The organism is Seohaeicola nanhaiensis (genome assembly GCF_042654245.1).
GTDB classification, from domain to species: domain Bacteria; phylum Pseudomonadota; class Alphaproteobacteria; order Rhodobacterales; family Rhodobacteraceae; genus Seohaeicola_A; species Seohaeicola_A nanhaiensis.
Genome location: NZ_JBHSGI010000033.1, coordinates 413517 through 439761 on the forward strand (window position 1 = coordinate 413517; position 26245 = coordinate 439761).

Annotated in this window: 17 protein-coding genes; 7 read left to right on the forward strand and 10 right to left on the reverse strand. The window is 67.9% G+C overall.

What is annotated here, in order from left to right; all coding sequences use genetic code 11:
* The first annotated feature begins 7 nt into the window (after window positions 1-7).
* The 3 genes from ACFO5X_RS23255 to pbpC are packed head-to-tail and all read left to right on the forward strand — an operon-like array spanning window position 8 to window position 8079.
* A complete protein-coding gene (locus ACFO5X_RS23255) occupies window positions 8-5455 on the forward strand; it encodes an alpha-2-macroglobulin family protein (RefSeq protein WP_380722073.1) in 5448 nt (1815 codons plus the stop codon).
* Complete coding sequence (locus ACFO5X_RS23260) at window positions 5452-6009, forward strand: putative glycolipid-binding domain-containing protein (protein WP_380722075.1); 558 nt, start codon at window positions 5452-5454, stop codon at window positions 6007-6009. Before ACFO5X_RS23255 ends, ACFO5X_RS23260 begins: the two co-directional genes overlap by 4 nt.
* 24 nt (window positions 6010-6033) lie before the next feature.
* Window positions 6034-8079 (forward strand): penicillin-binding protein 1C, encoded by a 2046-nt coding sequence (gene pbpC / locus ACFO5X_RS23265; protein WP_380722077.1) that lies wholly within the window; start codon window positions 6034-6036, stop codon window positions 8077-8079.
* A gap of 7 nt (window positions 8080-8086) precedes the next feature.
* Here pbpC and ACFO5X_RS23270 read toward each other — a convergent pair whose 3' ends face one another.
* From ACFO5X_RS23270 to ACFO5X_RS23285, 4 genes are read right to left on the reverse strand one after another with little or no spacing between them, the layout of a single operon-like run.
* Entirely contained in the window at window positions 8087-10132 is a 2046-nt protein-coding gene (locus ACFO5X_RS23270) for a hypothetical protein (protein WP_380722079.1), read from the reverse strand.
* Window positions 10129-12903, reverse strand: a complete 2775-nt coding sequence (locus tag ACFO5X_RS23275; protein WP_380722081.1) for a DUF4159 domain-containing protein — start codon at window positions 12901-12903, stop codon at window positions 10129-10131. The genes ACFO5X_RS23270 and ACFO5X_RS23275 overlap by 4 nt, the downstream gene beginning before the upstream one ends.
* Window positions 12900-13775: a DUF58 domain-containing protein gene (locus ACFO5X_RS23280; protein WP_380722083.1), complete on the reverse strand. Its 876-nt coding sequence runs from the start codon at window positions 13773-13775 to the stop codon at window positions 12900-12902. The genes ACFO5X_RS23275 and ACFO5X_RS23280 overlap by 4 nt, the downstream gene beginning before the upstream one ends.
* Entirely contained in the window at window positions 13772-14779 is a 1008-nt protein-coding gene (locus ACFO5X_RS23285; RefSeq protein WP_380722085.1) for an AAA family ATPase, read from the reverse strand. The genes ACFO5X_RS23280 and ACFO5X_RS23285 overlap by 4 nt, the downstream gene beginning before the upstream one ends.
* A gap of 81 nt (window positions 14780-14860) precedes the next feature.
* Between ACFO5X_RS23285 and ACFO5X_RS23290 the strand changes: the two genes are divergently transcribed.
* From ACFO5X_RS23290 to ACFO5X_RS23305, 4 genes are all read left to right on the forward strand, one after another.
* Window positions 14861-15439 carry a DUF1285 domain-containing protein gene (locus ACFO5X_RS23290; RefSeq protein ID WP_380722087.1) on the forward strand — a complete coding sequence of 193 codons (579 nt, stop codon included), beginning with the start codon at window positions 14861-14863 and terminating at the stop codon, window positions 15437-15439.
* A gap of 187 nt (window positions 15440-15626) precedes the next feature.
* Entirely contained in the window at window positions 15627-17435 is a 1809-nt protein-coding gene (edd, locus tag ACFO5X_RS23295; RefSeq protein WP_380722089.1) for a phosphogluconate dehydratase, read from the forward strand.
* A gap of 3 nt (window positions 17436-17438) precedes the next feature.
* Window positions 17439-18089 (forward strand): bifunctional 4-hydroxy-2-oxoglutarate aldolase/2-dehydro-3-deoxy-phosphogluconate aldolase, encoded by a 651-nt coding sequence (gene eda, locus ACFO5X_RS23300; RefSeq protein ID WP_380722090.1) that lies wholly within the window; start codon window positions 17439-17441, stop codon window positions 18087-18089.
* A 51-nt stretch (window positions 18090-18140) separates the two neighbouring features.
* Entirely contained in the window at window positions 18141-18902 is a 762-nt protein-coding gene (locus ACFO5X_RS23305; protein WP_380722091.1) for a hydroxypyruvate isomerase family protein, read from the forward strand.
* A gap of 142 nt (window positions 18903-19044) precedes the next feature.
* Here the strand turns inward: ACFO5X_RS23305 and ACFO5X_RS23310 are convergent, their stop codons facing one another.
* The 6 genes from ACFO5X_RS23310 to ACFO5X_RS23335 form a co-directional block, all read right to left on the reverse strand.
* The gene (locus ACFO5X_RS23310) at window positions 19045-19818 is read right to left on the reverse strand and encodes a hypothetical protein (RefSeq protein WP_380722093.1); all 774 of its coding nucleotides are present in this window, start codon (window positions 19816-19818) and stop codon (window positions 19045-19047) included.
* Window positions 19819-20033: 215 nt separating this feature from the next.
* Window positions 20034-22844, reverse strand: a complete 2811-nt coding sequence (gene polA / locus ACFO5X_RS23315) for a DNA polymerase I (RefSeq protein ID WP_380722095.1) — start codon at window positions 22842-22844, stop codon at window positions 20034-20036.
* 340 nt (window positions 22845-23184) lie between these two features.
* Window positions 23185-23364, reverse strand: a complete 180-nt coding sequence (locus tag ACFO5X_RS23320; RefSeq protein WP_380722097.1) for a zinc-finger domain-containing protein — start codon at window positions 23362-23364, stop codon at window positions 23185-23187.
* A gap of 80 nt (window positions 23365-23444) precedes the next feature.
* On the reverse strand, window positions 23445-23906 hold the full coding sequence (locus ACFO5X_RS23325; protein ID WP_380722099.1) for a DUF1203 domain-containing protein: 462 nt from the start codon (window positions 23904-23906) through the stop codon (window positions 23445-23447).
* A gap of 94 nt (window positions 23907-24000) precedes the next feature.
* A complete protein-coding gene (locus ACFO5X_RS23330) occupies window positions 24001-25200 on the reverse strand; it encodes a winged helix-turn-helix domain-containing protein (RefSeq protein ID WP_380722101.1) in 1200 nt (399 codons plus the stop codon).
* Window positions 25200-26225, reverse strand: a complete 1026-nt coding sequence (locus ACFO5X_RS23335; RefSeq protein ID WP_380722103.1) for a LacI family DNA-binding transcriptional regulator — start codon at window positions 26223-26225, stop codon at window positions 25200-25202. The genes ACFO5X_RS23330 and ACFO5X_RS23335 overlap by 1 nt, the downstream gene beginning before the upstream one ends.
* Window positions 26226-26245 lie beyond the last annotated feature (20 nt).

Below are 26245 nucleotides of genomic sequence, written 5' to 3' on the forward strand. Positions count from 1 at the left end.
GCTTTCCATGACTCGTTTTATTTCGCGATTTTTCACCGTTGCCTTGACCATGCTCGCCGCGACGAGCGCCGGCGCACAGGCCTCCGATCCACCGGCGGTGCCCGACTTCCGCTATATCGCGACGCGGGACATCGACTTTTACGGCGCCGATCTCGACGCGGTCTTCGACACGACCCTGGAATCCTGCGAACGGGCCTGTTCGGCCAATGCGCAATGCTCGGCCTTTACCTTCAACACCCGGTCGAATGCCTGCTTCCCCAAACGCGGCGTGACCGATCGCAAGGAATACGCCGGCGCCGTCTCCGCCGAAAAGATCGCCACGGCCCCCGCCGTTCTGACCTCCGCAGAAGCCCGCGCCAAAAAGCTCGGTTTTCTGGGCGCGAATGACCTCTCCGACGCCGAAACGCTGGCGCGCACCATCGGCCTGCGCCATCAGGGCGGCGGCCTGACGCTCGACTCGCTGCTCGCCACGGCCCGCGCGCGCGAGGCGTCCGGCAGTATGGCCCAGGCCATGGGCTGGACGGGGGCCGCCGTCGCGGCCACCGACCGCGCCGACCTCTGGACCGATTACGCCCGCCTGCTGATCGCCATCAAGACCAACAACTCGTCCGAACGCCGCGACAACCTGCGCCGCGCCGTCCAGTCGGCCGCCAACGCCTATCTGCGGGGCGAAACCCCGGCGATCCGCGCCTCGGCCCTCATGGTCATGTCCGATGCGCTGGAAGAGGTGGAGCGGGGCCGCGACATGATCCCGGCCCTGCGCCTTGCGGCGGACGAGCAGTCGCGCGGCGATATCGACGCCGCACTCGAAAAGGCGGTTGCGAAATACGGCTTCCGCATCACCGAGAATACGGTGGAAAGCGACAGCGCCGCGCCGCGCATCTGCGCCCAGTTCTCCGAACCGCTGGCCAAGGTCGGCGTCGACTACGAACCCTTCGTGCGCAGCGACACGCCCGGTCTCGCGGTGCTCGCGGATGGCAACCAGCTCTGCGTCGACGGGGTCGAGCACGGTCAGCGCTATCGCATCACCTTCCGCCGCGGCCTCCCCGCTGCCAGTGGCGAGACGCTGTGGAAGGATGTCGAGATCAACCAATACGTGCGCGACCGCTCGCCGGCCGTGCGCTTCCCGGGGCGCGCCTATGTGCTGCCCAAGGCCGCCGACGCCGCCCTGCCGGTCGAGACCGTCAACCTGACCAAGCTCGACCTGAAACTGCGCCGCGTCAGCGACCGCAACCTGCTGCGCGCGTTTCAGGACGGCTATTTCGGCCGGCCCCTCTCCTCGTGGCAGGAAGACAACTTTTCCAGCGAGATCGCGCAGGATATCTGGACCGGCACCGCCGAGGTCCAGACCGATCTGAACCGGGACGTTACCACCCGCCTCCCGATGGGCGAGGCGATTGCCGGCCAGCCGGCCGGCATCTACGCGCTGACCGCGGCGATCCCGGGCGCCGATCCCTATGAGGAACCGGGCGCGACTCAGTGGTTCGTCCTGTCCGACCTCGGCCTGTCCACCCTGTCGGGCACCGATGGGCTCGAAGTCACCGTGCGCGGGCTCTCGGATGCCAGGGCGCGCGAAGGGGTCGAGGTCACGCTGGTCTCCCGCGCCAATGCGGTGCTTGGCAAGACCACGACCGGCACCGACGGCGTCGCGCGGTTTGACGCCGGACTGACCCGGGGCACCGGCGGCGCCGCGCCCGCGCTGGTGCTGGCGAGCCTCGGCGACAGCGATATCGGCTTCCTCAGCCTCACCGACCCGGCCTTCGATCTCTCCGACCGGGGTGTCGAGGGCCGTCCGCCCGCCGGACCCGTCGATGTCTTCCTGACCACGGATCGCGGCGCCTATCGCGCCGGCGAGACGATCCACGCCACGGTGCTGGCGCGCGATACCAAGATCGAGGCGATCGAAGGCCTGCCGCTGATCGCCATCCTCAGCCGCCCCGATGGCGTCGAATACCGCCGGATGATCTCGGACGGCGGCATCGACGGCGGGCACGTTTTCGACATCACCGTCGGCTCCACCGTCCCGCGCGGCTCCTGGCGGCTCGACATCAATTCCGACCCCGATGCACCGGCACTCGCCAGCCAGACCGTCCTGGTCGAGGATTTCCTGCCCGAACGCATCGACTTCACCCTCTCCCTGCCCGATGCGCCTCTCAGCGCCGGGGATTCCGTGCCCCTGTCGGTCGCGGCGAAATACCTCTTCGGGGCGCCCGGTGCCGATCTGTCGGTGGAAGGCAACGTGACCGTTTCCGCCGTTCGCAGCCTGTCGGACTGGCCCGGATACAGCTTTGGCCGCTACGACGGCGACACCTCGCCCCGGTCCGACTATTTCGGCGGCGCGCGCACGGATGCCGAGGGCAACGCCACGGTCTTTGTCGACCTGCCGCAGTCGGATTCGACAGGCTTCCCGCTCGAAGCGCGCTTCGTCACCCGCGTGGCCGATGGGTCCGCCCGCCCGGTGGAACGCCGCCTCACCGCGCCGGTCCGTCCGGACACCGACATCATCGGGATCAAACCGCTGTTCGAGGATGTGGTCGCCGAAGGCACCGAGGCCGGGTTCGAGGTGATCGGCCTGGGGCCCGACCTTCAGCCCAAACCGATGCAGGTGAAGTGGACGCTGAACCGGGTCGAGACCCGCTACCAGTGGTATCAGCTCTACGGCGACTGGAACTGGGAACCGACCACGCGGCGCACCAGGATCGCCAGCGGCGAAGGCGCGCTGGGGACAGCACCGCTCACCGTTTCGAACCCGGTGGACTGGGGACGGTATGAACTGGTCGTGGAACGGCTGGATGGCGACTATGCCTCCGCGGCTCTGGACTTCTACGCCGGCTGGTATGCCTCGGGCGACAGCACGGCCACGCCCGACCGGCTCGAAATGTCGCTCGACAAGCCGCAGTATTCCGTCGGCGACACCGCCCAATTGCGGATCGTCCCGCGCGAGGCCGGCACCGCGCTGGTCAGCGTCCTGTCCAACCATGTTATCTCGCGCCAGGCGGTCGAGGTTCCGGCCGGCGCAAGCATTATCCCCGTCGCGGTGACCGAGGACTGGGGTACCGGCGCCTATGTCACCGCCACGTTGATCCGGCCGATGGACGTGGCCGCGGGTCAGAACCCGGCGCGCAGCCTGGGACTGGCCCATGCAAAAATCGATCCCGGCGAAAAGGCGCTGCGCGTCTCGATCACCACGCCCGAAGTCGCCGAGCCGCGCCAGACCCAAAGCGTCAAGGTCCGTGTCGAGGGCGGCGTCAGCGGCGAACAGGCTCACCTGACGCTGGCGGCCGTCGACCTGGGCATCCTCAACCTCACCGGATTCAAGAGCCCCGATCCCCAAGGCCACTACTTCGGCCAGCGCCGCCTGGGCGTCGAGATGCGCGATGTCTATGGCCGTCTCATCGACGGGATGAACGGCGCGATGGGGACCGTGAGATCCGGCGGCGATGCCGATCAGGGCGCGCGGCTGCAATCGCCGCCGCCGACGCAGGATCTGATGGCGGTGTTCAGCGGCGTCGTCGACGTGGACGCCAACGGCGAGGCGACCATCGACATCCCGCTTCCCGCCTTCAATGGCACCGTGCGGCTGATGGCCGTCGCCTGGACCAGGTCCGCGGTGGGACAGGCCGAACACGACATGCTGGTCCGCGACCCCGTCGTCGTCACCGCAACCGTCCCGCGCTTCCTGGCTCCGGGCGACACCAGCCGGATGCTGCTCGAAGTCGTCCATGCGGATGGGCCTGCGGGCGAAATGACCCTGGCGCTGGCCGGGGGTTCCGGGCTGACGCTTGGCGCCGGGCCGGGAAAGTTCACCCTGGCGCCGGGCGGCAAGGCGACCTTCCAGATTCCGGTCACCGCAGGTCCGGTCAGCGATCCCGACATCGAAGTCCTGCTGACCACGCCCGACGGCGAGGTCTTGCGCCAGACCCTGCGGATGCCGGTGCGCTCGAACGATCCGGTCATCGCCCAGACCCGCCGTTTCGCGCTGGGCGCGGGGCAAAGCTTTGCCTTCACCAACGATGTCTTCGCCGGCATGCGCCCCGGCACCGGCAAGGCGATCCTCTCGGCCGGTCCCCTCGCGAAATTCGACGCGCCCGGCCTGCTGAACATGCTCGATCAATACCCCTACGGCTGCACCGAGCAGATCACCTCGAAGGCGATGCCACTGCTCTATCTCTCCTCGGTCGCCAGGGCCGCCGGGATGGGCGACGGCCCGGCGGTGCAGGAGCGGGTCGATGCCGCGATTGCCAAGGTTCTGTCGCGCCAGTCCTCCAACGGAGCCTTCGGTCTCTGGTATCCGGATTCCGGTGACTTCTGGCTGGACGCCTATGCCTCCGACTTCCTCAGCCGCGCCCGCGCCGAGGGCTATCAGGTTCCCGATCTCGCCTTCCGCCTCGCCATGGACAACCTGCGCAACCACGTCAATTACGCCGCCGACTTCGACTCGGGCGGCGAGGAGATTGCCTATGCGCTGATGGTTCTCGCCCGCGAAGGCGCCGCCTCCATGGGCGACCTGCGCTACTATGCCGACATCAAGGGCGACGCCTTCGCAACCCCGATGGCGGCCGCCCAGGTCGGGGCAGCGCTTGCCGCCTATGGCGACCAGACCCGCGCCGACGCGATGTTCGACCGCGCCGCGCAACTGATCCAGCGCCGTCAGGCCGAACGCCCGGTCTGGCGCGCGGATTACGGCACCTATCTGCGCGACAACGCGGCGGTGCTGGCGCTTGCCACCGAGGCCGGCAGCCAGGCGATCAACGTCTCGGCTCTGACCGACCGGGTGACGGGCCGCGCCGACCGGCTGTCGACGCAGGAGGCCACCTGGTCGCTGATGGCCGCGCAGGCGCTGGTGCGCGGCCCCGACCAGTCGAACCTTCGCCTGAACGGCGCGGTCGTGGACGGCCCCTTCGTCATGGTGCGCGAAGACGACACGCCAACCGAGGGCGCCAGCATCACCACCAGCGACGGCAAGCCGACCGACATCACGCTGACGACCTTCGGCAACCCCGAGGTGCCGCCCCCCGCCGGCGGCAACGGCTATACGATCACGCGCAGCTACTACAGCTTTGAGGGCGACAGCCTGAACGGCGACAGCTTCAAGGTCGGCGACCGTTTCGTTGCTGTGATCGAGGTGAAGGCCTTCGAAAACGCCGAGGCCCGGCTGATGATCGACGATCCCCTGCCGGCCGGGGTCGAGATCGACAACCCGAACCTGCTGCGGTCGGGTGACGTGGGCGCGCTGGACTGGCTGAAACCCTCCGAGGCGGTGCACAGCGAATTCCGCTCGGACCGGTTCCTGTCGCAGGTCGATCTGCGCGAGGGCAACACCGTGCGGCTGGCCTATATCGCCCGCGCGGTCAGCCCCGGCAGCTTCCACCAGCCCGCGGCATCGGTCGAGGACATGTATCGCCCGACCTACCGCGCGCGCAGCGATGCAGGCCGCGTGACCGTGACCGAATGACCGGGGCGGTCTGCACCGCGCATTGGCGCCGCATCGACGGCGAGGGCACCGACCGCTGTGTCCTCGCCAAAGTCGATGGCGGCTGGCTGCTGTCGGGCCAGGCCCATTGGCGCGAGAACGAGACAGAGGCCCAACTGACCTATGCCGTGCGCTGCGATCCGGCCTGGCAAAGCCTGTCCGCCGACGTCGCCGGGCGGCGCGGATCGGACGAGATCGCCCTGCGCCTGCTGCGGGACAGCGGCGGCTGGACCCTGAATGGCGTGGCTCAGCCCGACACGCAGACCTGCACCGATATCGACCTGTCCTTCACCCCGGCAACCAACCTTCTGCCGCTGCGCCGCCTCGTGCTTGACGGCCCGGTGCCGGTTCCGGTCACGGCCGCATGGCTTGTCCCCGACCTCGACGCCATCCGCCCCTTGCCGCAGCATTATACCCGGCTGGACGGCGACACCTACGCCTACGACTCCCCGGGGTTCACCTCGCGCCTCACGGCCCACCCCTCGGGCTTCGTGACCGAATACGCCGGACTGTGGGAGGGCTGGGTCGATGGCTGATCCGGCGCCCCGCAGGGCAGGGCCATGATGCGCCCGCACCGCTGGTTGCTGGGGGGCGCCCTCGCGCTTGCGCTCGGCGGGGCCGCCCGCGACGGCATCGACAGTTGGATCGACGCCACCGACCTTCCCCCGGTTCTCGCCGAAACTTCGGTCGAGATGCGCGACCGCAACGGCCAGCTGCTGCGCGCCTATCAGGTCGGCGACGGCATCTGGCGTCTGGCCGTCACGCCGTCCGACGTCGATCCGAAATACATCGCCATGCTGGTCCGCTACGAGGACAAACGATTCTGGGACCACCACGGCGTGGACCCTCTGGCGCTGCTCCGGGCGCTGGGGCAGGCGGTGACGAACGGCGGCACGGTCTCCGGCGGCTCGACCCTGACCATGCAGGTCGCCCGTCTGATCGAGGACGGCCCGACCGGGCGCTGGGCGGGCAAGCTGCGGCAGATGCGCGTGGCGCTGGCGCTGGAACGGCGGCTGTCCAAGGAGGCGATCCTTCAGCTCTACCTCACCCACGCGCCCTTCGGCGGCAATATCGAAGGCCTGCGCGCCGCCACCTATGCCTGGTTCGCGAAGGAACCCCGCCGTCTGACCCCGGCCGAGGCCGCGCTGCTGGTCGCCCTGCCGCAATCGCCCGAAACCCGCCGCCCCGACCGCCAGGCGCAAACCGCCCGCGCCGCGCGCGACCGGGTACTGGATCGGATGGCGGGGCAGGGCGCGCTGGACCCCGCCGAGGTCGCCGTGGCCAAACGCGCGCCCGTGCCCTCGACGATGCATCCCTTCCCGCAACTGGCCCCGCACCTCGCCGACCGCCTGCGCGGCGCGGCGCCGGATCTCGCGCGCCACGACCTCACGCTCGACGCGACCGTGCAGGCGGCGATGGAGCGGCTGCTGCGCGAGGCGGTCCGCACCGCCGGTCCGCGCGTCTCGGCGGCGCTGGTGGCCGTGGATCACCAGACCGGCGAGATCCTCGCCTCGGTCGGCTCTCCCGACTACTCGGCAGAGGCGCGCGAGGGATATGTCGACATGACCCAGGCCATCCGCTCGCCCGGCTCGCTGCTCAAGCCGCTGATCTACGGGCTCGCCTTCGATCAGGGTCTGGTGCATCCCGAAACCCTGATCAATGATGGTCCCGTCTCCTTCGGCCGCTATGCGCCGCGCAACTTTGACGGCCAGTTTCGCGGCGACATCCGGGTGCGCGAGGCCTTGCAGCAGTCGCTCAACATCCCCGTGGTCCGCCTGACCGACGTGCTGGGCCCCGCCCGCGTTACGGCGGCGCTGCAAAAGTCGGGCGCGACCCTGCACATTCCCGGCGGCAAGCCAGGTCTTGCCATCGCGCTCGGCGGGCTTGGGATCACGCTCACCGATCTCGTCCAGCTTTACGCGGCGCTCGCAGAAGGCGGGCAGGGCCCCGCGCTGAGCGCGATCCGGGGCGCGACTGGTGCCAGCCACCAGCGCCTGATCTCGCCCGAGGCGGCCTGGCAGGTCGGCCATATCCTCGCCGGCCTGACCCCGCCGCCGGGCGCGCCGTCCGGAGTGGTGGCCTACAAGACCGGCACCTCCTACGGCCACCGCGACGCCTGGGCCATCGGCTATGACGGGCGCCATGTCATCGGCGTCTGGATGGGTCGCCCAGACGGAACACCCGTGCCGGGGGCCTTCGGCGGCGAGCTTGCCGCGCCGGTGCTGTTCAATGCCTTCGGGCGGCTCAAGCAGGGCTTCGACCGCCTGCCACCGCCGCCCCCCGCCACGCTGATCGTCACCGCCGCCGAACTGCCGCAGCCGCTGCAACGCTTCCGGCCCCGCACGGCGGCCTTCGCCCCGCCCGAGGATGCGGTTGAACTGACCTTCCCCCCCGACGGCGCCCGGATCGCGCTCGACGGCGGGCCGGTCACGCTGAAACTGCGCGGCGGGAATGCGCCCTTTTCCGTCCTCGCCAACGGCCGGCCCGTCGCCACGGGCTTGCACGACCGCGAGATCCAGATCGCCGCGCCCGGGCGCGGCTTCTCCACATTGGTGGTGGTCGATCGCAGCGGCCGCTCCGCGCGGGTCACGGTGCAGCTGAACTGAGCGAGCGCTATCGCCGCCCTTCGCGCAGCCACCCGCCCACGATCAGCGCCGCCGCCAGCAGCAGCACCAGCCAGGGCGGCAACAGCGCGGTCTGGGTCACGTCGCGGGTCTCATAGGCGTTCCGCGGCGTCAGCCCGATCCACCCCCGGCCCGCAGCAGGCCGGCCTTCGCGCACGTCGCGGATGCTGGGAACGCCGTCCTCCAGCGCAAAGACCCCGCCCCGCTGCGCCTCGACCGCCGGCCGCATCACGCTGTCCGTGGCCACCGTCTCCTCGAACTCGCGGGGTGCTGCCGGGCCAAGGCCGATGACCGAGGTCTGATCCCCCTCCGACAGCCGGTAAAGGCCGATCTCCGGCCCTTGGTACACGGTCTCATAGCGACCGGGAGACACCTCCCGCAATTCCAGCGTGACCTCGCTGCCATCGGGGCGCGTCACGGTCACCGGACCGATGCTGTCGCCCAGCGTCCGCCGGATGATGCGCATCGTCTGGCCGGTCACCACCTCGGCCCAAAGCGCCTCTTCCTCCAGCTCAGGCTCCTTCATCATCCAATGCGCCAGCCGCCGCAGCAGGTCCAGCTGCGGCCCGCCGCCCTCGTATCCGCGCGTCCAGAGCCAGGCATGGTCCGAGGCCAGCAGGGCAACGCGGCCTTCGCCAACGCGGTCGAGAACCAGCAGCGGGCGGTCGTCGATGCCGTTCATCACCACCGATCCGCGTTCCGGCGTCACGTCGATCTGGCGCAGCCACGATCCCCATGTGTCGCCGCCGTGCAAATCCGCCGTGACGGGGTGGCGGTGGCCCAGGTCCGTGACCTTGGGCCGGAACCGTTCCTCGATCACCCGCGCGGTCGGCGCCGCCGGAAGGATCGCGCCCAGGGGCGAACGATAGATGCTGTCGGCCGTGGCGAAATCCGGTCCCGCCGCAACCAGCACCGCGCCCCCGTCGCGCACGTATCGCGCGACGTTCTCCAGATAGAGCGCGGGAAGGATGCCGCGCCTCCGGTAACGGTCGAAGATGATCAGGTCGAAATCGTCGATCTTCTCGAGAAACAGCTCCCGCGTCGGGAAGGCGATCAGCGACAGCTCTCCCACCGGCACGCCATCCTGCTTCTCGGGCGGCCTGAGGATGGTGAAATGCACCAGATCAACCGAGGAATCCGACTTCAGCAGATTGCGCCAGGTGCGCCCGCCGGCATGCGGTTCGCCCGACACCAGCAGCACCCGCAGACGGTCGCGCACGCCGTTCATCTGGATCAGCGCGGTGTTGTTGCGCTCGGTCAGCTCTCCACTTGCCGTCGGCACCGTGAACTGCAGCACATTGCGCCCGCCATGCGGCAGGGTCACCGGCAGGTCGATGTCCTGACCCACGGGCACCGGATAGGTCGCCGGCTCGCCGCCATCGACCGCGATCTGCAACTCGGCCATGCCGCTGCCCTCGGGCACCGCGCCGCTGTCCTCGATCCGCAGCGTCAGCGTCACCGGCTCGCCGATGATCGCGAAGGCCGGCGCGTTGCGCACGATCAGGCGGCGGTCCCAGTCCGTCGAATGACCGGTCATCAGCAGATGCAGCGGTGCCGGCATCTCCGGCGCCCGGTCCATGTCATGCACCCGGCCGTCCGACAGGGCGATGATCCCGGCAATCCGCGCCCGCGGCTCCTCGGCAAGCGCCGTGTTCAGCGCCGTCATCATCTCGGTGCCGGTGTCGCCCTCGCCGTCTGGCACCTCGACCCGGCGGACTTCGGTATTCGGCCGCTCGGCCAGATCGGCCAGCAGCGCGTCGGCGGCGGCCTCGGTCTGCGCCGGGCGGTCGGTCAGCGTCTGGCTCGCGCTCTTGTCCTCGAGCAGCAGCACGATATCGGACAGCGGCGCGCGGTCTTCCTGCTGGAACACCGGCCCGGCCAGCGCGGCCAGGATCACCACGGCCCCAAGCGCCCGCAGGCCCCAGCCCGACAGCCCGCGCCAGAATGCGATGCCGACGGCCAGCGCGGCCAGCAGCGCCAGCGCCGCCACGGCGGGCCAGGGGATAAGCGGATCGAAGATGACAGAGCCGGTCATTGGCCAAGCCTGTCAAGCAGGGCAGGCACGTGCACCTGATCGGATTTGTAGTTGCCGGTCAGCACATGCATCACCAGATTCACTCCGAAACGATAGGCCAGTTCGCGTTGCCGTTCGCCGGCATAGCCGCGCCCGACCGGCAGGAGCGCCGCGCCGTTGCGATCCACCGCCCAGGCCGCCGCCCAGTCGTTGCCGCCGATCACCACCGGCGTCACGCCATCATTCAGGTTGCGGAACGGCATCCCTTCAATCTGCTCGGCATCCGGCGGCGCCGCCTCGACCCAGACCTCGCGGCCGGTGTGGCGCCCGGGAAAGTCCTGCAACAGATAGAAGGTCCGCGTCAGGACGTGATCCGCCGGCAGCGGTTCAAGCGGGGGAATGTCCAGCGGCGCGGCCAGCTGCTGCAACTTCCGCCCGTTCGGGCTGGAGGCGCCAAAGCGGGCGATATCGGAATCGCGGGTATCGAACAGGATCAGCCCGCCCGAGCGCAGATATTCGTTCAGCCGGGCATAGGCCTCCGCCGAAGGCGTCGGCTGATCCGGCGTGATCGGCCAGTAGAGCATCGGGAAGAACACCAGTTCATCCCGCTCCAGATCGACGCCCATCGGTTCGCCCGGCTCGACCGAGGTGCGAAAGAACAGCGTGTCGGCCAGCCCCTTCAGCCCGGCCTGGGCCACATCGTCGATCTGCGCATTGCCGGTCAGCACATGTGCCAGCACCAGTTCGCGGCTGGCCTCGATGGCAAAGGTCTCGCTGTCGTCGGTCTGCGCGCGGACGTCGTGGGGCAGGGCGAACGCCAGCCCGACCGCCAGCGCCGCAGCCGTGCCGCGCAACCCGCCGATCAGCCGGCCCGACAGCGCCAGCGCGGCGATCACATCGGCGGCCAGCAGCACCAGCGCGAGGGCCAGCAACAATCCACCCAGCGGCAGCTCCTCGGTCACGGCCAGCCCCTCCACCGGCACGCCATCCGGCCAGGTGGCGGGGCTCAGCTCGGACCCGGCGGTCAGCACATTGCGCGCCAGCCGGCGGTCTTCGCTGCGGTAAAGACCGGGGCGCACCTCGGGCCCGGCAGGCGCTTCGGCAAGCATCGGGCCATCGACACCCGGCAGGGCGCTGGCATCGCTCAGCACGCCATAGGCATCCAGCACCTGAACCGGGGTCCAGGTGGTGCCCTCCAGATCCTCGGCACTCGGGGCCTTGGCCGCGGAAGAGACCGCAAGCCGCTCCAGCATCTCGACGAACAGCCCCGACAGCGGCAGCGTCGACCATTCCGCATTGGCGGTAACGTGGAACAGCACGACCTGACCCTGACCGATCATCTTGCGCGTCACCAGCGGCGTGCCGTCGCTGAGCGAGGCGATCACCCGGTCGGCCAGTGTCGGATCGGGCTGCGCCACGACCTGCGCGGACACCGTGACATCGGGCGAGACGCGCAGGCCATAAAACGGCGAGCCTTCTGGGAAAGGTGCCAGCGTCTTCGGCTCGCCCCAGCTCATCGCGCCCCCAACGCTCCGCCCGCCGGCCCGCAGCCGCACCGGCATCAGCGGGTGTTCGTCCATCCGGCTGATATCGCTCGCCGCAAGGCGTGGGCCGGCAAACCGCAGCAACATGCCGCCCTTCTCGATCCACTCGGTCAGCGCGGCTTCTTCCGCGGGCGACAGCGTCGCGACATCCGCCAGAACGATCACATCCGGATTGGCCGGCAGGATGTCCAGCAGCGCGCCGTCCAGCAGGTCGGCGGTCGGCTCCAGCGCCTGATGCAGGTAGTGCAGCGGGGCCAGCAGCTCCAGCCCCTCGCGATCGTCCCGCCCGGCAATCAGCGCCACCTCGCGGCGCCGCAGCGCGTCATCGGTCAGCGTCAGCGTCCCCGCCGAACGCTGGCCCGCAATCGCGAAATGCGTGACCCGCGCCCGCAACTCGGCCGGCAGCGCCAGCGCGGTCTCGGCCGTGGTCTCGCCCGCCGCAAAGGTCGCCGTGGCCTGACCAAGCGTCGCCGCATTCCCCGCCGGATCGCGCCCTTCGGCCAGAACCGAAATCTCGCTCTCCGCCCCCGGCACCGACCGCCGGGCCGTCAGCTGGACCGCGCCATCGGCAAAGGTCGCCGGCGCAAGCCCCAGCACGGCCGCGCCATTCTGGAACACCCGGACCGGCCCGCGCGCCAGCACCGCCTCGGCCAGATCCGCGCGCCCCGGATAATCGATGCCGTCGCCGAACCAGTAGGTCTCGAACCCGCCCGGCACGGCATCCAGCGCCGCCGTCACGCCCGCCAGCTGCGGTTCGCTCGGCGACCAGGGCTGCGGGATCAGCCCCGGCAGCCGCGTCTTCCACGCATCCGCCGCCTGAAAGACCACCGCCTCGGGTTCGCTCAGCCGCACAATCGCCACCGTCCGACCCGCGCGCCCCGCTTCGGTCAGCTGCGCGTCGATCAGATCGGACTTCGCATCCCAATGCGTCGCCCCGGCCCAGCTCGCGTCCAGCAAAATCAGCAGCGGCCCGGCCCCGTTTTCCGCCTGCCGTGGGTTCAGGACCGGCCCCGCCAGCCCCACGATCAGGGCTGCGACGGCGACCATCCGCAACAGCAGCAGCCACCAGGGCGTGCGGTCGCTGACGCTTTCGTCGTCCTTCAGGCCCAGCAGCAGCGCCACGCCCGGAAACCGGCGCCGGATCGGCGCGGGCGGGATGGCGCGCAGGATGATCCAGAGGATCGGCAGGACCAGCAGCCCCAGCAGCAGCCAGGGCGAGGCGAACCCGATGCCGCCGAGAACCGTCATCGCGTGCCCCCGTCCAGCGCGCGGTAGAGCCACAGCAGCGCCGCCTGCGCGCTTTCGCTGGTGTGATGCATCCCGAATTGCCAGCCCGTGGCCCGGCACAGGCCGGTCAGCTCGTCGCGCCGTTCGGACAAACGGGCAAGATAGCGGTCGCGCAGTTCGTTGGCCTTCAGCGTTTCATGCCGCAGCGTGCCCCCGACGCTTTCAAAGATCGTCCGCCCGCGAAAGGGGAACTGTTCCTCGGCAGGATCGAGCACCTGCAACAGCATCCCCCGCACGCCGCGATCGGCGGCCTTGGTCAGAGCAAGCCGCACTTCGGCGATATCGCCGAGGAAATCGGAAATGAACACCGCCCTCGCATGGGGGATCATCGCCCGATGCTCGGGCGGGGCGTAATCGGCGGCGGCATCGACCGACAGCGTCTCGGCCAGCCGCGCGATCTGGTCGTTGCCGCGCCGGGGCGGCAGGCTGGTGCCAGTCAGCCCGACCCGCTCGCCGCCGCGCACCAGCAGGATGGCCACGGCCAGTCCCAGCAGCCGCGCGCGGTCGATCTTGGGCGGCAGACGGTTGTCCGACGCAAAGCGCATCGAGGCGCCCCGATCGACCCAGAGCATCACCGACTGCGCGATCTGCCATTCCCGCTCGCGCACGAATTGCTGATCGCCCCGCGCCGACCGGCGATAGTCGATCATCCGCCGGCTGTCGCCGGGCTGGGCCGGGCGGTATTGCCAGAAGTTGTCCCCCAGCCCCGCGCGCCGCCGTCCGTGTTCGCCCAGCAGGACGGTACCGGCCAGTTGCTCGGCACGCGCCAGCAGCGGCGGCAGACGGCCGGCTTCGGCCTCGGCAAATTCGCGCAGGGCGATGGGGTTGGTCACGCGGCGGCCCCGACGCGGGTCAGCTTCTGTGCGGTTTCCTCGATCAGACCGGCCAGGCTGTCGCCCCGCGCGCGGGCGGCAAAGTTCAGCGCCATGCGGTGGCTCAGCACCGGGCGCGCCATGTTGATCACGTCTTCGGCGTTGGGCGCCAGCCGGCCCTCCAGCATGGCCCGTGCCCGCACCGTCATCATCAGCGCCTGCGCCGCGCGCGGACCCGGACCCCAGGCAACCGTATCGCGCACCCGGTCCGAGGCGTCCGGCTCTTCCGGCCGGAAGGCGCGGACGAGGTCCAGGATCAGCTCGACCACGGAATCCCCGACCGGCATCCGCCGCAGCAGCACCTGCGCCGCAAGCAGCTCCTCGCGGCTGAAGACCTGCACCGCCTTGTCCTCGGCAACGCCGGTGGTGGCCAGCAGGATGTCCCGTTCCGTCGCCCGGTCCGGATAGGGCACGTCGATCTGCACGAGGAAACGGTCAAGCTGCGCCTCGGGCAGTGGATAGGTGCCCTCCTGCTCGATCGGGTTCTGCGTGGCCAGCACGTGGAACGCCTGGCCGAGCGGCCGGTTCTCGCCCGCCACCGTCACCACACGCTCCTGCATCGCCTGCAGCAGCGCCGACTGGGTGCGCGGGCTGGCGCGGTTGATCTCGTCCGCCATCAGCAGCTCGCAGAAGATCGGCCCCTGAATGAAGCGGAAATGCCGCGTGCCATCCGCCGAGGTGTCGAGCACTTCCGACCCGAGGATATCCGCCGGCATCAGGTCCGGGGTGAACTGGATCCGGTTGCCATGCAGCCCCATCACGGTCGACAGCGTCTCGACCAGCCGGGTCTTGCCGAGGCCCGGAAGCCCGATCAGCAGGGCATGGCCGCCGCACAGAAGCGCCGCCAGCGTCAGTTCCACGACCCGTTCCTGTCCGATGAATCGGCGGGTGATCGACTGCTTGGCCTCGGCAAGTTTGGCTTCCAGCGCTTCGATCTCGGCGACCAGATCTGCGGGTTCGGACATGACTTTCCTTTCGGGGGACGTATATGCTTTGTAGAAGCGGTCACATCGAGTGTATCGCGCCGGAAGGAAATGGCAAAAGCTATGAGTGGACAAAATGCCGTTACCCCGTCGGCAGAAGGCATTGCACAGGCCGTGCGCAAGGCGAAGTCGCGCGGATTGCCGCCTGTGCATCTCTGGAACCCCGATTTCTGCGGGGATCTCGACATGCGCATCGCCCGCGACGGGACCTGGTTCTATCTCGGCACGCCCATCGGGCGGCCGGAACTGGTGCGCCTCTTCTCGACGATTCTGAAGAAGGAAGAGGGGAAATACTACCTCGTCACCCCGGTCGAGAAGGTGGGGATCACCGTCGAGGACGCGCCCTTCGTGGCGGTCGACTTCGAACGGACGGGGCAGGGCACGGACCAGGTTCTGACCTTCACGACGAACGTCGGCGACAAGGCCGCCGCCGGGCCAGACCATCCGATCCGCGTCGAGCGCGACGCAGAAACCGGAGAGCCGTCTCCCTATGTGCTGGTCCGCGCCAATCTCGAGGCGCTGATCGACCGCAAGAGCTTTTACCGGCTGGTCGAGATCGGCGCCCATCACGACGGGTGGTTCGGGCTGTGGTCGTCGGGGGCGTTCTTTCCGATCATTCCCTCGGAGGACCTCAAGGGATGAGCGCATCGACCCTCCGTTCAGCCCTGCGACCGGCGTCCGATCCGGGGGCTCTGCCCCCGCCGCGCCTTTGGCGCGGCCCCCCCGAGGGTATTTGTGAACCAGAGAAGATGCGGGCGCGGCGCGGGATTGATCTGTCGGGCTTGTTAGCGCTAACTAACGGTGTTTACCGGCAACGGAGAGCGACCCGATGACCCTGAACGCCACGCTGGCACGCGTCACCGACCGGATCATCGCGCGCAGCGAAGCGACCCGTCAGCCCTATCTCGCCCGGATGCGCGCCGCGGCCTCGAAAGGTCCGGCGCGGGCGCATCTGACCTGCAGCGGCCAGGCCCATGCCTTTGCCGCCGCCGGGACGGATCAGCAGGCGCTGGCCAGGGGCGACGCCGGCAATCTCGGCATCGTGACCGCCTATAACGACATGCTCTCGGCGCATCAGCCCTTCGAGCGTTTCCCCGACCTGATCCGCGCCGCGGCCCGCTCGGCCGGCGGCACCGCGCAGGTGGCCGGCGGCGTGCCCGCGATGTGCGACGGCGTCACCCAGGGCGAGGCGGGGATGGAGCTGAGCCTGTTCTCGCGCGACACCATCGCGCTCGCCGCGGGCATCGCCCTGTCGCACGCCACCTTCGACGCCGCCGTCTTCCTGGGCGTCTGCGACAAGATCGTGCCCGGCCTCGTGATCGCGGCCCAGGCCTTCGGCCACCTGCCCATCGTCTTCCTGCCCGCCGGTCCGATGACCAGCGGCATCAGCAATGACGAAAAGGCCAAGGTGCGCCAGCAGTTCGCCACCGGAGAGGTCGGCCGCGACCGCCTGATGGAGGCCGAGATGGCGGCCTATCACGGCCCCGGCACCTGCACCTTCTACGGAACGGCCAATACCAACCAGATGCTGATGGAGTTCATGGGCCTGCACCTGCCGGGGTCCAGCTTCGTCAATCCCAATACGCCGTTGCGAGACGCGCTGACCGTCGAAGGCGCCCGCCGCGCCCTGTCGCTCTCCGCGCTCGGCAACGACTATACACCCGCCTGCCACGTGCTTGACGAACGCGCCTTCGTCAACGGCATCGTCGGGCTGAACGCCACCGGCGGCTCGACCAACCTGCTGATCCATCTGATCGCCATGGCCCGCGCCGGGGGCATCGTGATCGACTGGCAGGACTTCTCGGACCTCTCGGACATCACGCCCCTGATGGCGCGGGTCTACCCCAACGGCCTGGCCGACGTGAACCACTTCCATGCCGCCGGCGGCCTCGGCTACATGATCGGCGACCTGCTGCGCGCGGGCCTGCTGCACCCAGACACCCGCACCGTCGCGGGCGAGGGGCTGGAGCATTATACCGCCGAACCCAGGCTGATCGACGGCGCGCTGACCTGGACCCCGGGCGCAAGCGCCAGCCTGAACGACAGGATCCTGCGCCCCGCCAACGATCCCTTCCAGCCGACCGGCGGCCTCAAACGCCTCTCCGGCACGCTGGGCACCGCGGTGATGAAGGTATCGGCCGTCGCCCCCGAACATCACGTCGTCGAAGCCCCCGTGCGGGTCTTCCACGATCAGGAGGCGGTCAAGTCCGCCTTCAAGGCCGGCGAGTTCACCACCGACGTCATCGTCGTCGTCCGCTTCCAGGGGCCCAAGGCCAACGGGATGCCCGAACTGCACAGCCTGACGCCGATCCTGGCCATCCTGCAGGGCCGCGGCCACAAGGTGGCTCTGGTGACCGACGGCCGGATGTCCGGCGCCTCGGGCAAGGTGCCCGCCGCTATCCACGTCTGCCCCGAAGCGCTGGACGGCGGCGCCATCGCCCGCCTGCAGGACGGCGACATCCTGCGTGTCGATGCCGTCGAAGGGCGGCTCGATATCCTGACCGAGGGCGTTCTCGACCGCGACGCCGTTACGGCCGACCTCTCTGCCAACGAAGCCGGCGTGGGGCGCGAACTCTTCGCCACCTTCCGCCGGACCGTCGGCTCGGCCGATACCGGCGCCACGATCTTTGGAGCCTGACCCATGAGCCTCACCCCTAAGGACGCCAGCCGCCGCACCCGTGACCTCTGCGCGCTGGCGCCCATCGTGCCGGTGCTGGTGATCGCCGATCTCGCCCATGCCCGGCCGATGGCCGAGGCGCTGGTGGCCGGCGGCCTGCCGGTGCTCGAGGTGACGTTGCGCACGCCCGTCGCGCTCGACGTGATCCGCGCGATGGCCGCGGTGCCGGGCGGCGTCGTGGGCGCGGGCACGCTGGTGACCCCCGCGGACGTGAAGGCCGCCGTCGCGGCGGGTGCGAAATTCGGGGTCTCCCCCGGGGCGACCGACGAACTGCTGGCGGCCTGCGAGGCCGAGGGCCTGCCCCTGCTGCCCGGCGCGGCGACGGCGACCGAGGCCATGCGCCTGCTCGCGCGCGGCTATGACATGATGAAGTTCTTTCCCGCCGAGGCCTCGGGCGGCGCCCCCGCGCTCAAGGCCATCGGCGCGCCGCTGCCCCAGATCTCCTTCTGCCCCACCGGCGGCGTCACGCCGGAAAACGCCACGACATATCTCAGCCTGCCGAACGTCGCCTGCGCCGGCGGCAGCTGGGTCGCGCCCGCCGCGATGGCCGCCAAGGGCGACTGGTCCGGGATCGAGTCCCTTGCCCGCGCCGCCAGCCAGCTGCCGCGGGACTGAGGCTGGTCACCGGCGCGGCGGTTCTGAGACCAGGATGCAGGGGCCAGAAACGTGAAACTCGCAGCCAACCTTTCGCTACTCTTCACCGAACTGCCCTATCTCGACCGCTTCGCCGCCGCGGCCAAGGCGGGCTTTACCGGGGCCGAGATCCTCTTTCCCTACGATGTCGCCGCCAGCGCGACCCAGCGCGCCCTGATCGCCAACGGGCTGGACTTCGTGCTGATGAACGCGCCGCCGCCGAATTACACCGGCGGCGATCCGGGCTTTGCCGCCGTGCCGGGTGGCGAGGACCGCTTCCGCCACGACATGCGCCGCGTGCTGCGCTATGCCGGGGTGCTGAGGCCCGGGCTGATCCACGTCATGACCGGTTATACCAAGGCCGAGGCCGCCTTCGACACCTGCGTCGCCAACCTGCAATGGCTGGCCGACACCGCGCCGCGCCAGCGCTTCACCATCGAGCCGCTGAACCAGGGCGATCAGCCGGGGTATTTTCTGGACGATTATGCGCTGGCCGCCCGGCTGCTTGACGCGGTGAACCGGCCCAACGTCGGGCTGCAATACGACAGCTACCACGCCCAGGTGATTCACGGCGACGCGGTGCACGTCTGGCAGACGCATTGTGCACGGGTTGTGCACGTCCAGATCGGCGATGCCCCGGGCCGCACCGAACCCGGCCGCGGCACGGTGGATTTCGCCCGGCTCTTCGCGTCGATCGAGGCGTCGGGCTACGACGGCTGGGTCAGCGCGGAATACAAGCCGACGACGAAGCGGACGGAGATGTCGCTGGAGTGGATGCGGGGGGTGATGGGGTAGGGGACTGTCCCTGAAGGTTTGTGGGCAAGTTACACGGAGTTTTTGGGGGAGAGAGGATTACCTTGCAGTCGCTTTCAAAAAAGCAAGGGTTCTCGAGTCATACGGCGATTCAGCGAATGTCCGCCCGGAACCTTACCGGAAATCAAACGACCCCATCGCGTTCGAAACAGGAGAAATGCCGGTAGCCCGCATCGATAAGCCTTTTGGCAATACGATCTCGCTGTTCAGTGCCATCGGCAGCTTCCTGCACTTCGCTCGGCAGCAAGACGGTTACAGGCACCATCCGAACTGGTGATAGCGGTGTATTCGGTACTATTTTGGGACGGCCTTCGGCAACCATTCCAAAGATGACGCCGACGCGGCCATCTGAGGTTAGGAATCTTTCGGGGATGGCGTCGCTTGAAACGGGTATTTCGGAAGATGCCAAATGAAATTCATCAAGTAACTCGCTGATCCCTCCCCAGTCTGCAACCTGTCTGGCCGCTTCCTCAATAAGTGCAAAGGCAGCCGATGATTTGATGTCATCAAGCTCCATAGCTTGTTGGCCCTTTATCTCTATGAACACCTCCATTTGGAAGCCGTTTTGCAGAATGTTCTTATCTTCTTCGAATGGGGCGGAAAGCCCATCTGACGCGATGATCAGACTTTCCGCTGCTCTAATTATTCTGAATACCTGCTTGCCACCCGGCCACGGGGGTGACCCTAAGAACATAGGATTAACAATATATGAAATGACGATAGGATCGACCTGACCTACTTTTTCCCAATAACTCTGCAGGGCATCATGCGTTTGTTGATATGCCGGATCATCGGGGTCGCGGAGATTTGGATCGGGTCCCGTCGTATTGTCGGCTGAGATCCGGGTGCCAAGGGTCGACCTGGCAAGAAGTGATCTAACCCAATCAAAGAATCTCATGCTGTGATTTCCATCAATAGTAAAATCTCACGAAGATCGGGAGATGCGGCGAAGCGCAAAGCAGTTGTTCAGGATGCAGCATAATACGCGAAATCTTCGCGCAAAGGCTAAATGTGCCGCACCCCAAACACAAGCGGGCGCCGCATGTTTCTGGCTCGTAACTGCCATGCGATGCGCAAGCGACGTCCGATTTATCGGGCCGAATGCAATACCCCTCAATGCGCTTCCGCCCAATTCGCCCCTTTTCCTGCATCCACCACCAGCGGCACCGCCAGATGCACCGCCGGAGCGGCGGCGCCTTCCATCACGGATTTGGCGCGGGCAATGGTATCGTCCACGGCTTCCTCTGAGACTTCGAACAGCAATTCGTCGTGCACCTGCAACAACATGGTCGCCGGCAGCCCCTCGATGGCCGACTCCATCCGCACCATCGCCCGGCGGATGACGTCCGCGGCCGTCCCCTGGATCGGCGCATTGATGGCGGCGCGGCGCGCGAATCCGGCCTGGGGACCCGAGGCGTTGATCTCGGGCGTGTGGATGCGGCGCCCGAACAGCGTCTGCACGTGGCCGTGTTCCTTGGCAAAGGCGATGGTGGCGTCCATGTAGGTGCGGATGCCGGGAAAGCGCTCGAAATAGCGGTCGATGAACCCCTGCGCTTCGGCCCGCGGGATGCGCAGGTTGCGGGCAAGGCCGAAGCCAGAGATGCCGTAGATCACCCCGAAGTTGATTGCCTTGGCGCGGCGGCGGATCTCGGGCGTCATCTCGGCGAGCGGGACGTTGAACATCTCCGAGGCGGTCAGCGCGTGAATGTCGATCCCGTCGGCAAAGGCCTGTTTCAGCTCGGGGATGTCGGCGGTATGGGCCAGGATGCGCAGCTCGATCTGGGAATAATCGAGGCTGACCAGCACCTTGCCCGGCTCGGCCACAAAGGCCTCGCGGATGCGGCGTCCCTCTTCGGTGCGGACGGGAATGTTCTGCAGGTTCGGGTCGGTCGAGGCGAGCCGCCCGGTGTTGGCCCCGGCGATGGCGTAGGAGGTATGCACCCGTCCCGTCTCAGCGTTGATATGGTCCTGCAGGGCATCGGTATAGGTCGACTTGAGCTTTTGCAGCTGGCGATAGTCGAGAACGCGGGCCGGGAAGTCGTGTAGCGTCGCCAGATCCTCCAGCACGTCGGCCGGGGTCGACCATTGGCCGGTCTTCGTCTTCTTGCCGCCCTCCAGGCTCATCTGATCGAACAGAATCTCGCCCACCTGGGCCGGTGAATTGACGTTGAAGCTGCGTCCGGCCAGTTCGTACAGCTCGGACTCGAGCCCCGCCATCTTCTGCGCAAAGGCGTTGGACATGCGGCTGAGCGTGTCGCGGTCGACCTTGATGCCCGACATCTCCATCCGGGCCAGCACCGGCACCAGCGGACGCTCCAGCGTCTCGTAGACGGTGGTGACACGGGCCCCATGCAGGCGGGGCTTGAAGACCTGCCACAGGCGCAGGGTGATATCGGCATCTTCGGCGGCATAACCGGTTGCATCGTCGATGTTCACCCGGTCGAAGGTGATGGCCGATTTGCCCGAGCCGAGCAGCGGCTTGATCGGAATCGGCACGTGGTTCAGATAGGTCTCGCTCAGCAGGTCCATGCCGTGGTTGTGCAGCCCGCCGTGCAGCGCATAGGACATCAGCATGGTATCGTCGATCGGCGCCACGGCGATCCCGTGGCGGGCAAAGATCTTGGCGTCGTATTTCATGTTCTGGCCGATCTTGAGGATCGAGTCGTCCTCCAGCACGGGCTTGAGCAGCGTCAGCACGACGTCGAGGGAAAGTTGCCCCTCGGCCAGGTCGTCCGATCCGAACAGATCGCCCTTGGCGCCGTCGCGATGGCCGACGGGGATATAGCAGGCCTCTCCGGCGTCCACACAAAGCGAGATGCCGGCGAGTTCGGCCTTCATCTCGTCGAGAGAGGTGGTTTCGGTGTCCACCGCCACATAGCCCCGTTCGCGGATGCGGGCGATCCAGGTCTCCAGAGCGGCGGTGTCGCGGATGCAGGTGTAAACCGCCTTGTCAAATCCGGGCGCATCCGGGGCGGCGGGCGCGTCACCCGTGGTTTCGACGGGGTTTTCCGAAATCGCGGGCGTGTCGAGGCCAAATTTCTCGGCCACGCGCCGGGTCAGGGTGCGGAACTCCATCTCGGCGAGGAAGGCCATCAGCACTTCGGCGTCGGGTTCCCTGACCTCAAGGTCGTCGAGGGTGAAATCGAGCGGTGTTTCGCAATCCAGCTGCACCAGTTTCTTGCTGAGTTCGATCTGCTGGCGTTTCTCGGTCAGAACCTCCCGACGCTTGGGTTGCTTGATCTCGCCGGCGCGGTCGAGCAGCTCTTCCAGCGAGCCGAATTCATTGATCAGCAGGGCGGCGGTCTTGATGCCGATCCCGGGCGCGCCCGGCACGTTGTCGACCGCGTCGCCGGCCAGCGCCTGCACGTCGACCACGCGGTCGGGGTAGACGCCGAACTTTTCGAACACGCCGTCGCGGTCGATGCGCTTGTTCTTCATGGCGTCGAACATCTCGACCCCGTCGCCGACCAGCTGCATCAGATCCTTGTCCGAGCTGATGATCGTCACCCGGCCGCCGGCGGCCCGGGCCTGGCAGGAGAGGGTGGCGATGATGTCGTCGGCCTCGTATCCGGCGAGTTCCTTGCAGGCGATGTTGAAGGCCTCGGTGGCGGCGCGGGTCAGCGGGATTTGCGGGCGCAGGTCTTCGGGCATCTCCTCGCGGTTGGCCTTGTAGAGGTCATACATCTCGTTGCGGAAGGTGTGGCTGCCCTTGTCGAAGATCACGGCGACATGGGTCGGGGCGTCGGGGCCGGAGTTGTCCTCGACCATCTTGAAGATCATGTTGCAGAAGCCCGCGACCGCGCCGATCGGGAGGCCGTCGGATTTGCGGGTGAGCGGCGGTAGTGCATGGAAGGCGCGGAAGATGAAGGCCGAGCCGTCGATCAGGTGGAGATGGCAGCCTTTGCCAAAGGTGGTGGTCGCCATGATCGCGGGATCTCCTGTTTCAGTCTGCCTCTTGTATCCCGCATCGGGGGGCTGGCTGCAATGCTCGGGCGTGGACGACTCTTGAGGGCGGACTCGGTTCGGATTTCAGGTCGGATTTGGACCTTGGTGTGTGTCCCGAAGTTAAACGCCCGATGGGGTGTCACTACGCAACCGCCCGCTTGCGCGAGAGGCGCGCAGGATATTCACCGCAAGCTGAAGCGGCACCCAGCTGCCGAAGTGGAGACGGGTGGTGATCAGAATGCGATGATCTGGGGCCGTGCGGGCGGAACTGCCTGAAAGGACAGCGCCGAGAAGGGCGACAATCAAGTTGCGCGGCGGATCACGCCGCGGCCGAAAAGTCCTTGTGGACGTATTTGCAGTCGCAATAGGGGCATTCGACAAAGCCGGTCTCGTGCGGGATGCTGAGCCAGACACGCGGATGACCCAGCGCACCCTCGCCGCCATCGCAGGCGACACGATAGCTGTCCACGACCTTTGTTTCCGGCGCTTCGATGCTCATTGCGGGCCACGTCCTTCTGCCGACCGACTGTGCCCGCGTTTATGCGCAATCGGTCCCGCCGGGGCAAGGGCCGCAATGCCTCAACTGCGCTCGATCCGTGCCTGATAACAGTTGTTGCGCGCCGAGCGGACGTGGACATAGGCGATGTCGTCTCGGGCGAGGATGGTTTCGGCGGCGGCGGGAATGTCTTCGGTGGGGACGATCCGGCCAGTGCCATAGACGATCCGGTCGGCGGCGTTGTAGCCCTTGATGAGGTATTCGGGCGAGGCCAGCGCTGCCGGGATCTCCGTGCCCCCGCCCGGCTCGCAAGGTTCGGCGCAGAGGAAGATCGGGCCGGTTTCTGCATAGGGTTGCAATGCCGGGAAGGGGCGATGCGCGAGGATCAGCATCGCGGCACCCTCGCGGATCTGGCGCAGGCAGTGGCGGCAGGGATTGCCTTTGCCGTCCGAGACGGCGCGTTCGGGCGCGTTGCCATAGGCATCCGGCGCACCCGATTGCAGGGCGCGGACTTCGGCGGTCGGCAGGGCGGTGAAGCGGATCATGACGGGGTCTCCTTTTCCCGCCTTTGTGCTCTTCGCGGCGGGGGGAAAGCGACCCGGATGTTGCGCAATGGCCGTGCGAGCCGGTCCGGGGGCCTTACTTCGGCTCGCGCAGCCAGCCGCCAGCAAACTCCACGCGGGAGACGCCGGCGAGCCGGCAGAGGCGGGCAAGCTCGGACTCGAGCCGGGCCTGGCGGCCGGCACCCCAAGCGACGCCGCGCTCGGGCCAGAGGGCGGTGACGCGCAGCACGTCCTGATCGCGTTGCGCCTTCATGTCGATGCGGCCGACGATGCGGTCGCCCTCGAGCAGGGGGAAGACGTAATAGCCGTATTGGCGCTTTGCCTCGGGCACGAAGATTTCGATGCGGTAGTGGAAACCGAACAGCTTTTCGGCGCGGTTGCGGTCGCGCAGGGCCGGGTCGAAGGGGCTGAGCACGCGCAGGCGGTTGGTGACGGCGGGGACCTCCGTCTCGGCCAGACCGGGGCGGGCGAAGACGGCGCGCTCGGCGCCCCCGGCGCATTCGACCCTCACCGTCTCCAGACGGCCCGCCGCGCATTCTGCCGCGCACCAGTCTTTCGCCTCCTGCGGTGTCACCGTGGCCCAGAAGGCGGCGATTTCACCCGAAGTGGCGAAACCCAGCCGGTCGAGCGCGGCGGTGCAGCACCAGTCGATGGTTTCGGCCGGGTCGGGGCAATAGGTGCGCAGGGTCTCTTCAATCACCCGTTCGGTCAGGTCATAGCGCTTGCGGAAGGAGTCGCGGCCCACCACGGTCAGCGCACCGGTGTGCCAGAGGTATTCGAGCGCGGCCTTGGAGGGGTGCCAGTCCCACCAGCCGGAACCGCCCTTCTTCTCGTCGCCGCCGACCTCGGCCGCGCTGACCGGACCGTTGTCGCGGATATGGGTCAGCACCGGTTCGAAATGGTCGTGGAAGGCGTCGCCCTGCCAGGTCTTCCACCGCTCTTTCAGCGTCGCCGCGTTGCGGGCGAACCGGACCTGCCAGTGGGGATAGAAGGCGCGCGGGATGACCGAGGCGTCATGCGTCCAGTGTTCGAAGAGCTGACCCTTGGCATAGTGCCTTGTCAGGTTCTCGGTGCGGTAGGCCGGACGGCGGGCGAAGAGGATCAGGTCATGCGCCCTGGCCACGGTGTTGACGCTGTCGAGCTGGACGAAGCCCAGACGTTCGATCAGCGACTGCAGGTCGTCGCCCTTGCCAGGGCCCGAGGGTGCTTCGGCCAGTGCATGGCGGTCGAGGAAGAGTGCGCGGGCGGCGCGGTTGTCGAGCCGGGGGTGCGCCATCAGCGCCGCTTCAGCGTGTCGCCATAACTGATCTTGGGCACCAGCGTGATCTGGCTTTCGGTCTCGGCCGGCGGCTCGGACAGGCGGGCCGAGATGATCTCGGCCGCCTTGCGCCCGATTTCGAGGCGGCAGGCGTCCATGGTGGCAAGCTGGCGCGGCAGACCCTGGAGCAGTTCCACGCCGTTGAAGCCGGCAAGGCCGATCTGGCCGGGGACGTCGATGCCCTTGTCGAGCAGGTAGAGCAGCCCGCCGGCCCCGATCATGTCGTTGGAATAATAAAGAAAATCGAGCTCGGGCGAACGTTCGAGCATGGCCTGCGTCATCTCGCGGCCCTTGGCGAGCGCGGAGCCGCCGGAATAGAACTCTCGGTCCTCGATCTCGACGCCGTTCTTGGCAAGATATTCGGTAAAGCCTTCGAAGCGTTTCCGGGCGCGGTGGTCGAGCGGCATCTTGGTGCCCATGAAGCCGATGTGCCGGTACCCCGCCTTGAGGATCGCCGCCGCCATCTCGCGCCCCGCGCGGCGGTGCGAAATACCCACCATGGCGTCGACCGGCTTGCCGTCGGTATCCATGATCTCGACCACCGGGATGCCCGCGGCCTCGAGCATGGCGCGCGAGGCCTCGGAATGTTCCAGCCCAGCGATGATGACGCCGGAGGGCCGCCAGGAGAGCATCTCGTAGAGGACGCGCTCTTCCTTCTCGGGCAGGTAGTCGGTGACGCCGACCACCGGCTGCAACTCGGTGTCTTCCAGCACCTGATTGATTCCGGTCAGCACCTCGGGGAAGACCATGTTCGACAGCGACGGGATGATGACCGCAACCAGGTTCACCCGGTTCGACGCCAGCGCACCGGCGATCTTGTTGGGGACGTAGCCCAGCTCCTTGGCGGCGGCGAGCACCTTCTCGCGCGTCGCTTCGGACACGTCGCCCCGGTTACGCAGGACGCGGCTGACCGTCATTTCGGAAACGCCGGAGGCTTCGGAGACATCCCTGAGCGTCAGCGGTCTTTTGTGGTCGTTGGACACGTGGGGTCTTTCCGGTTGCC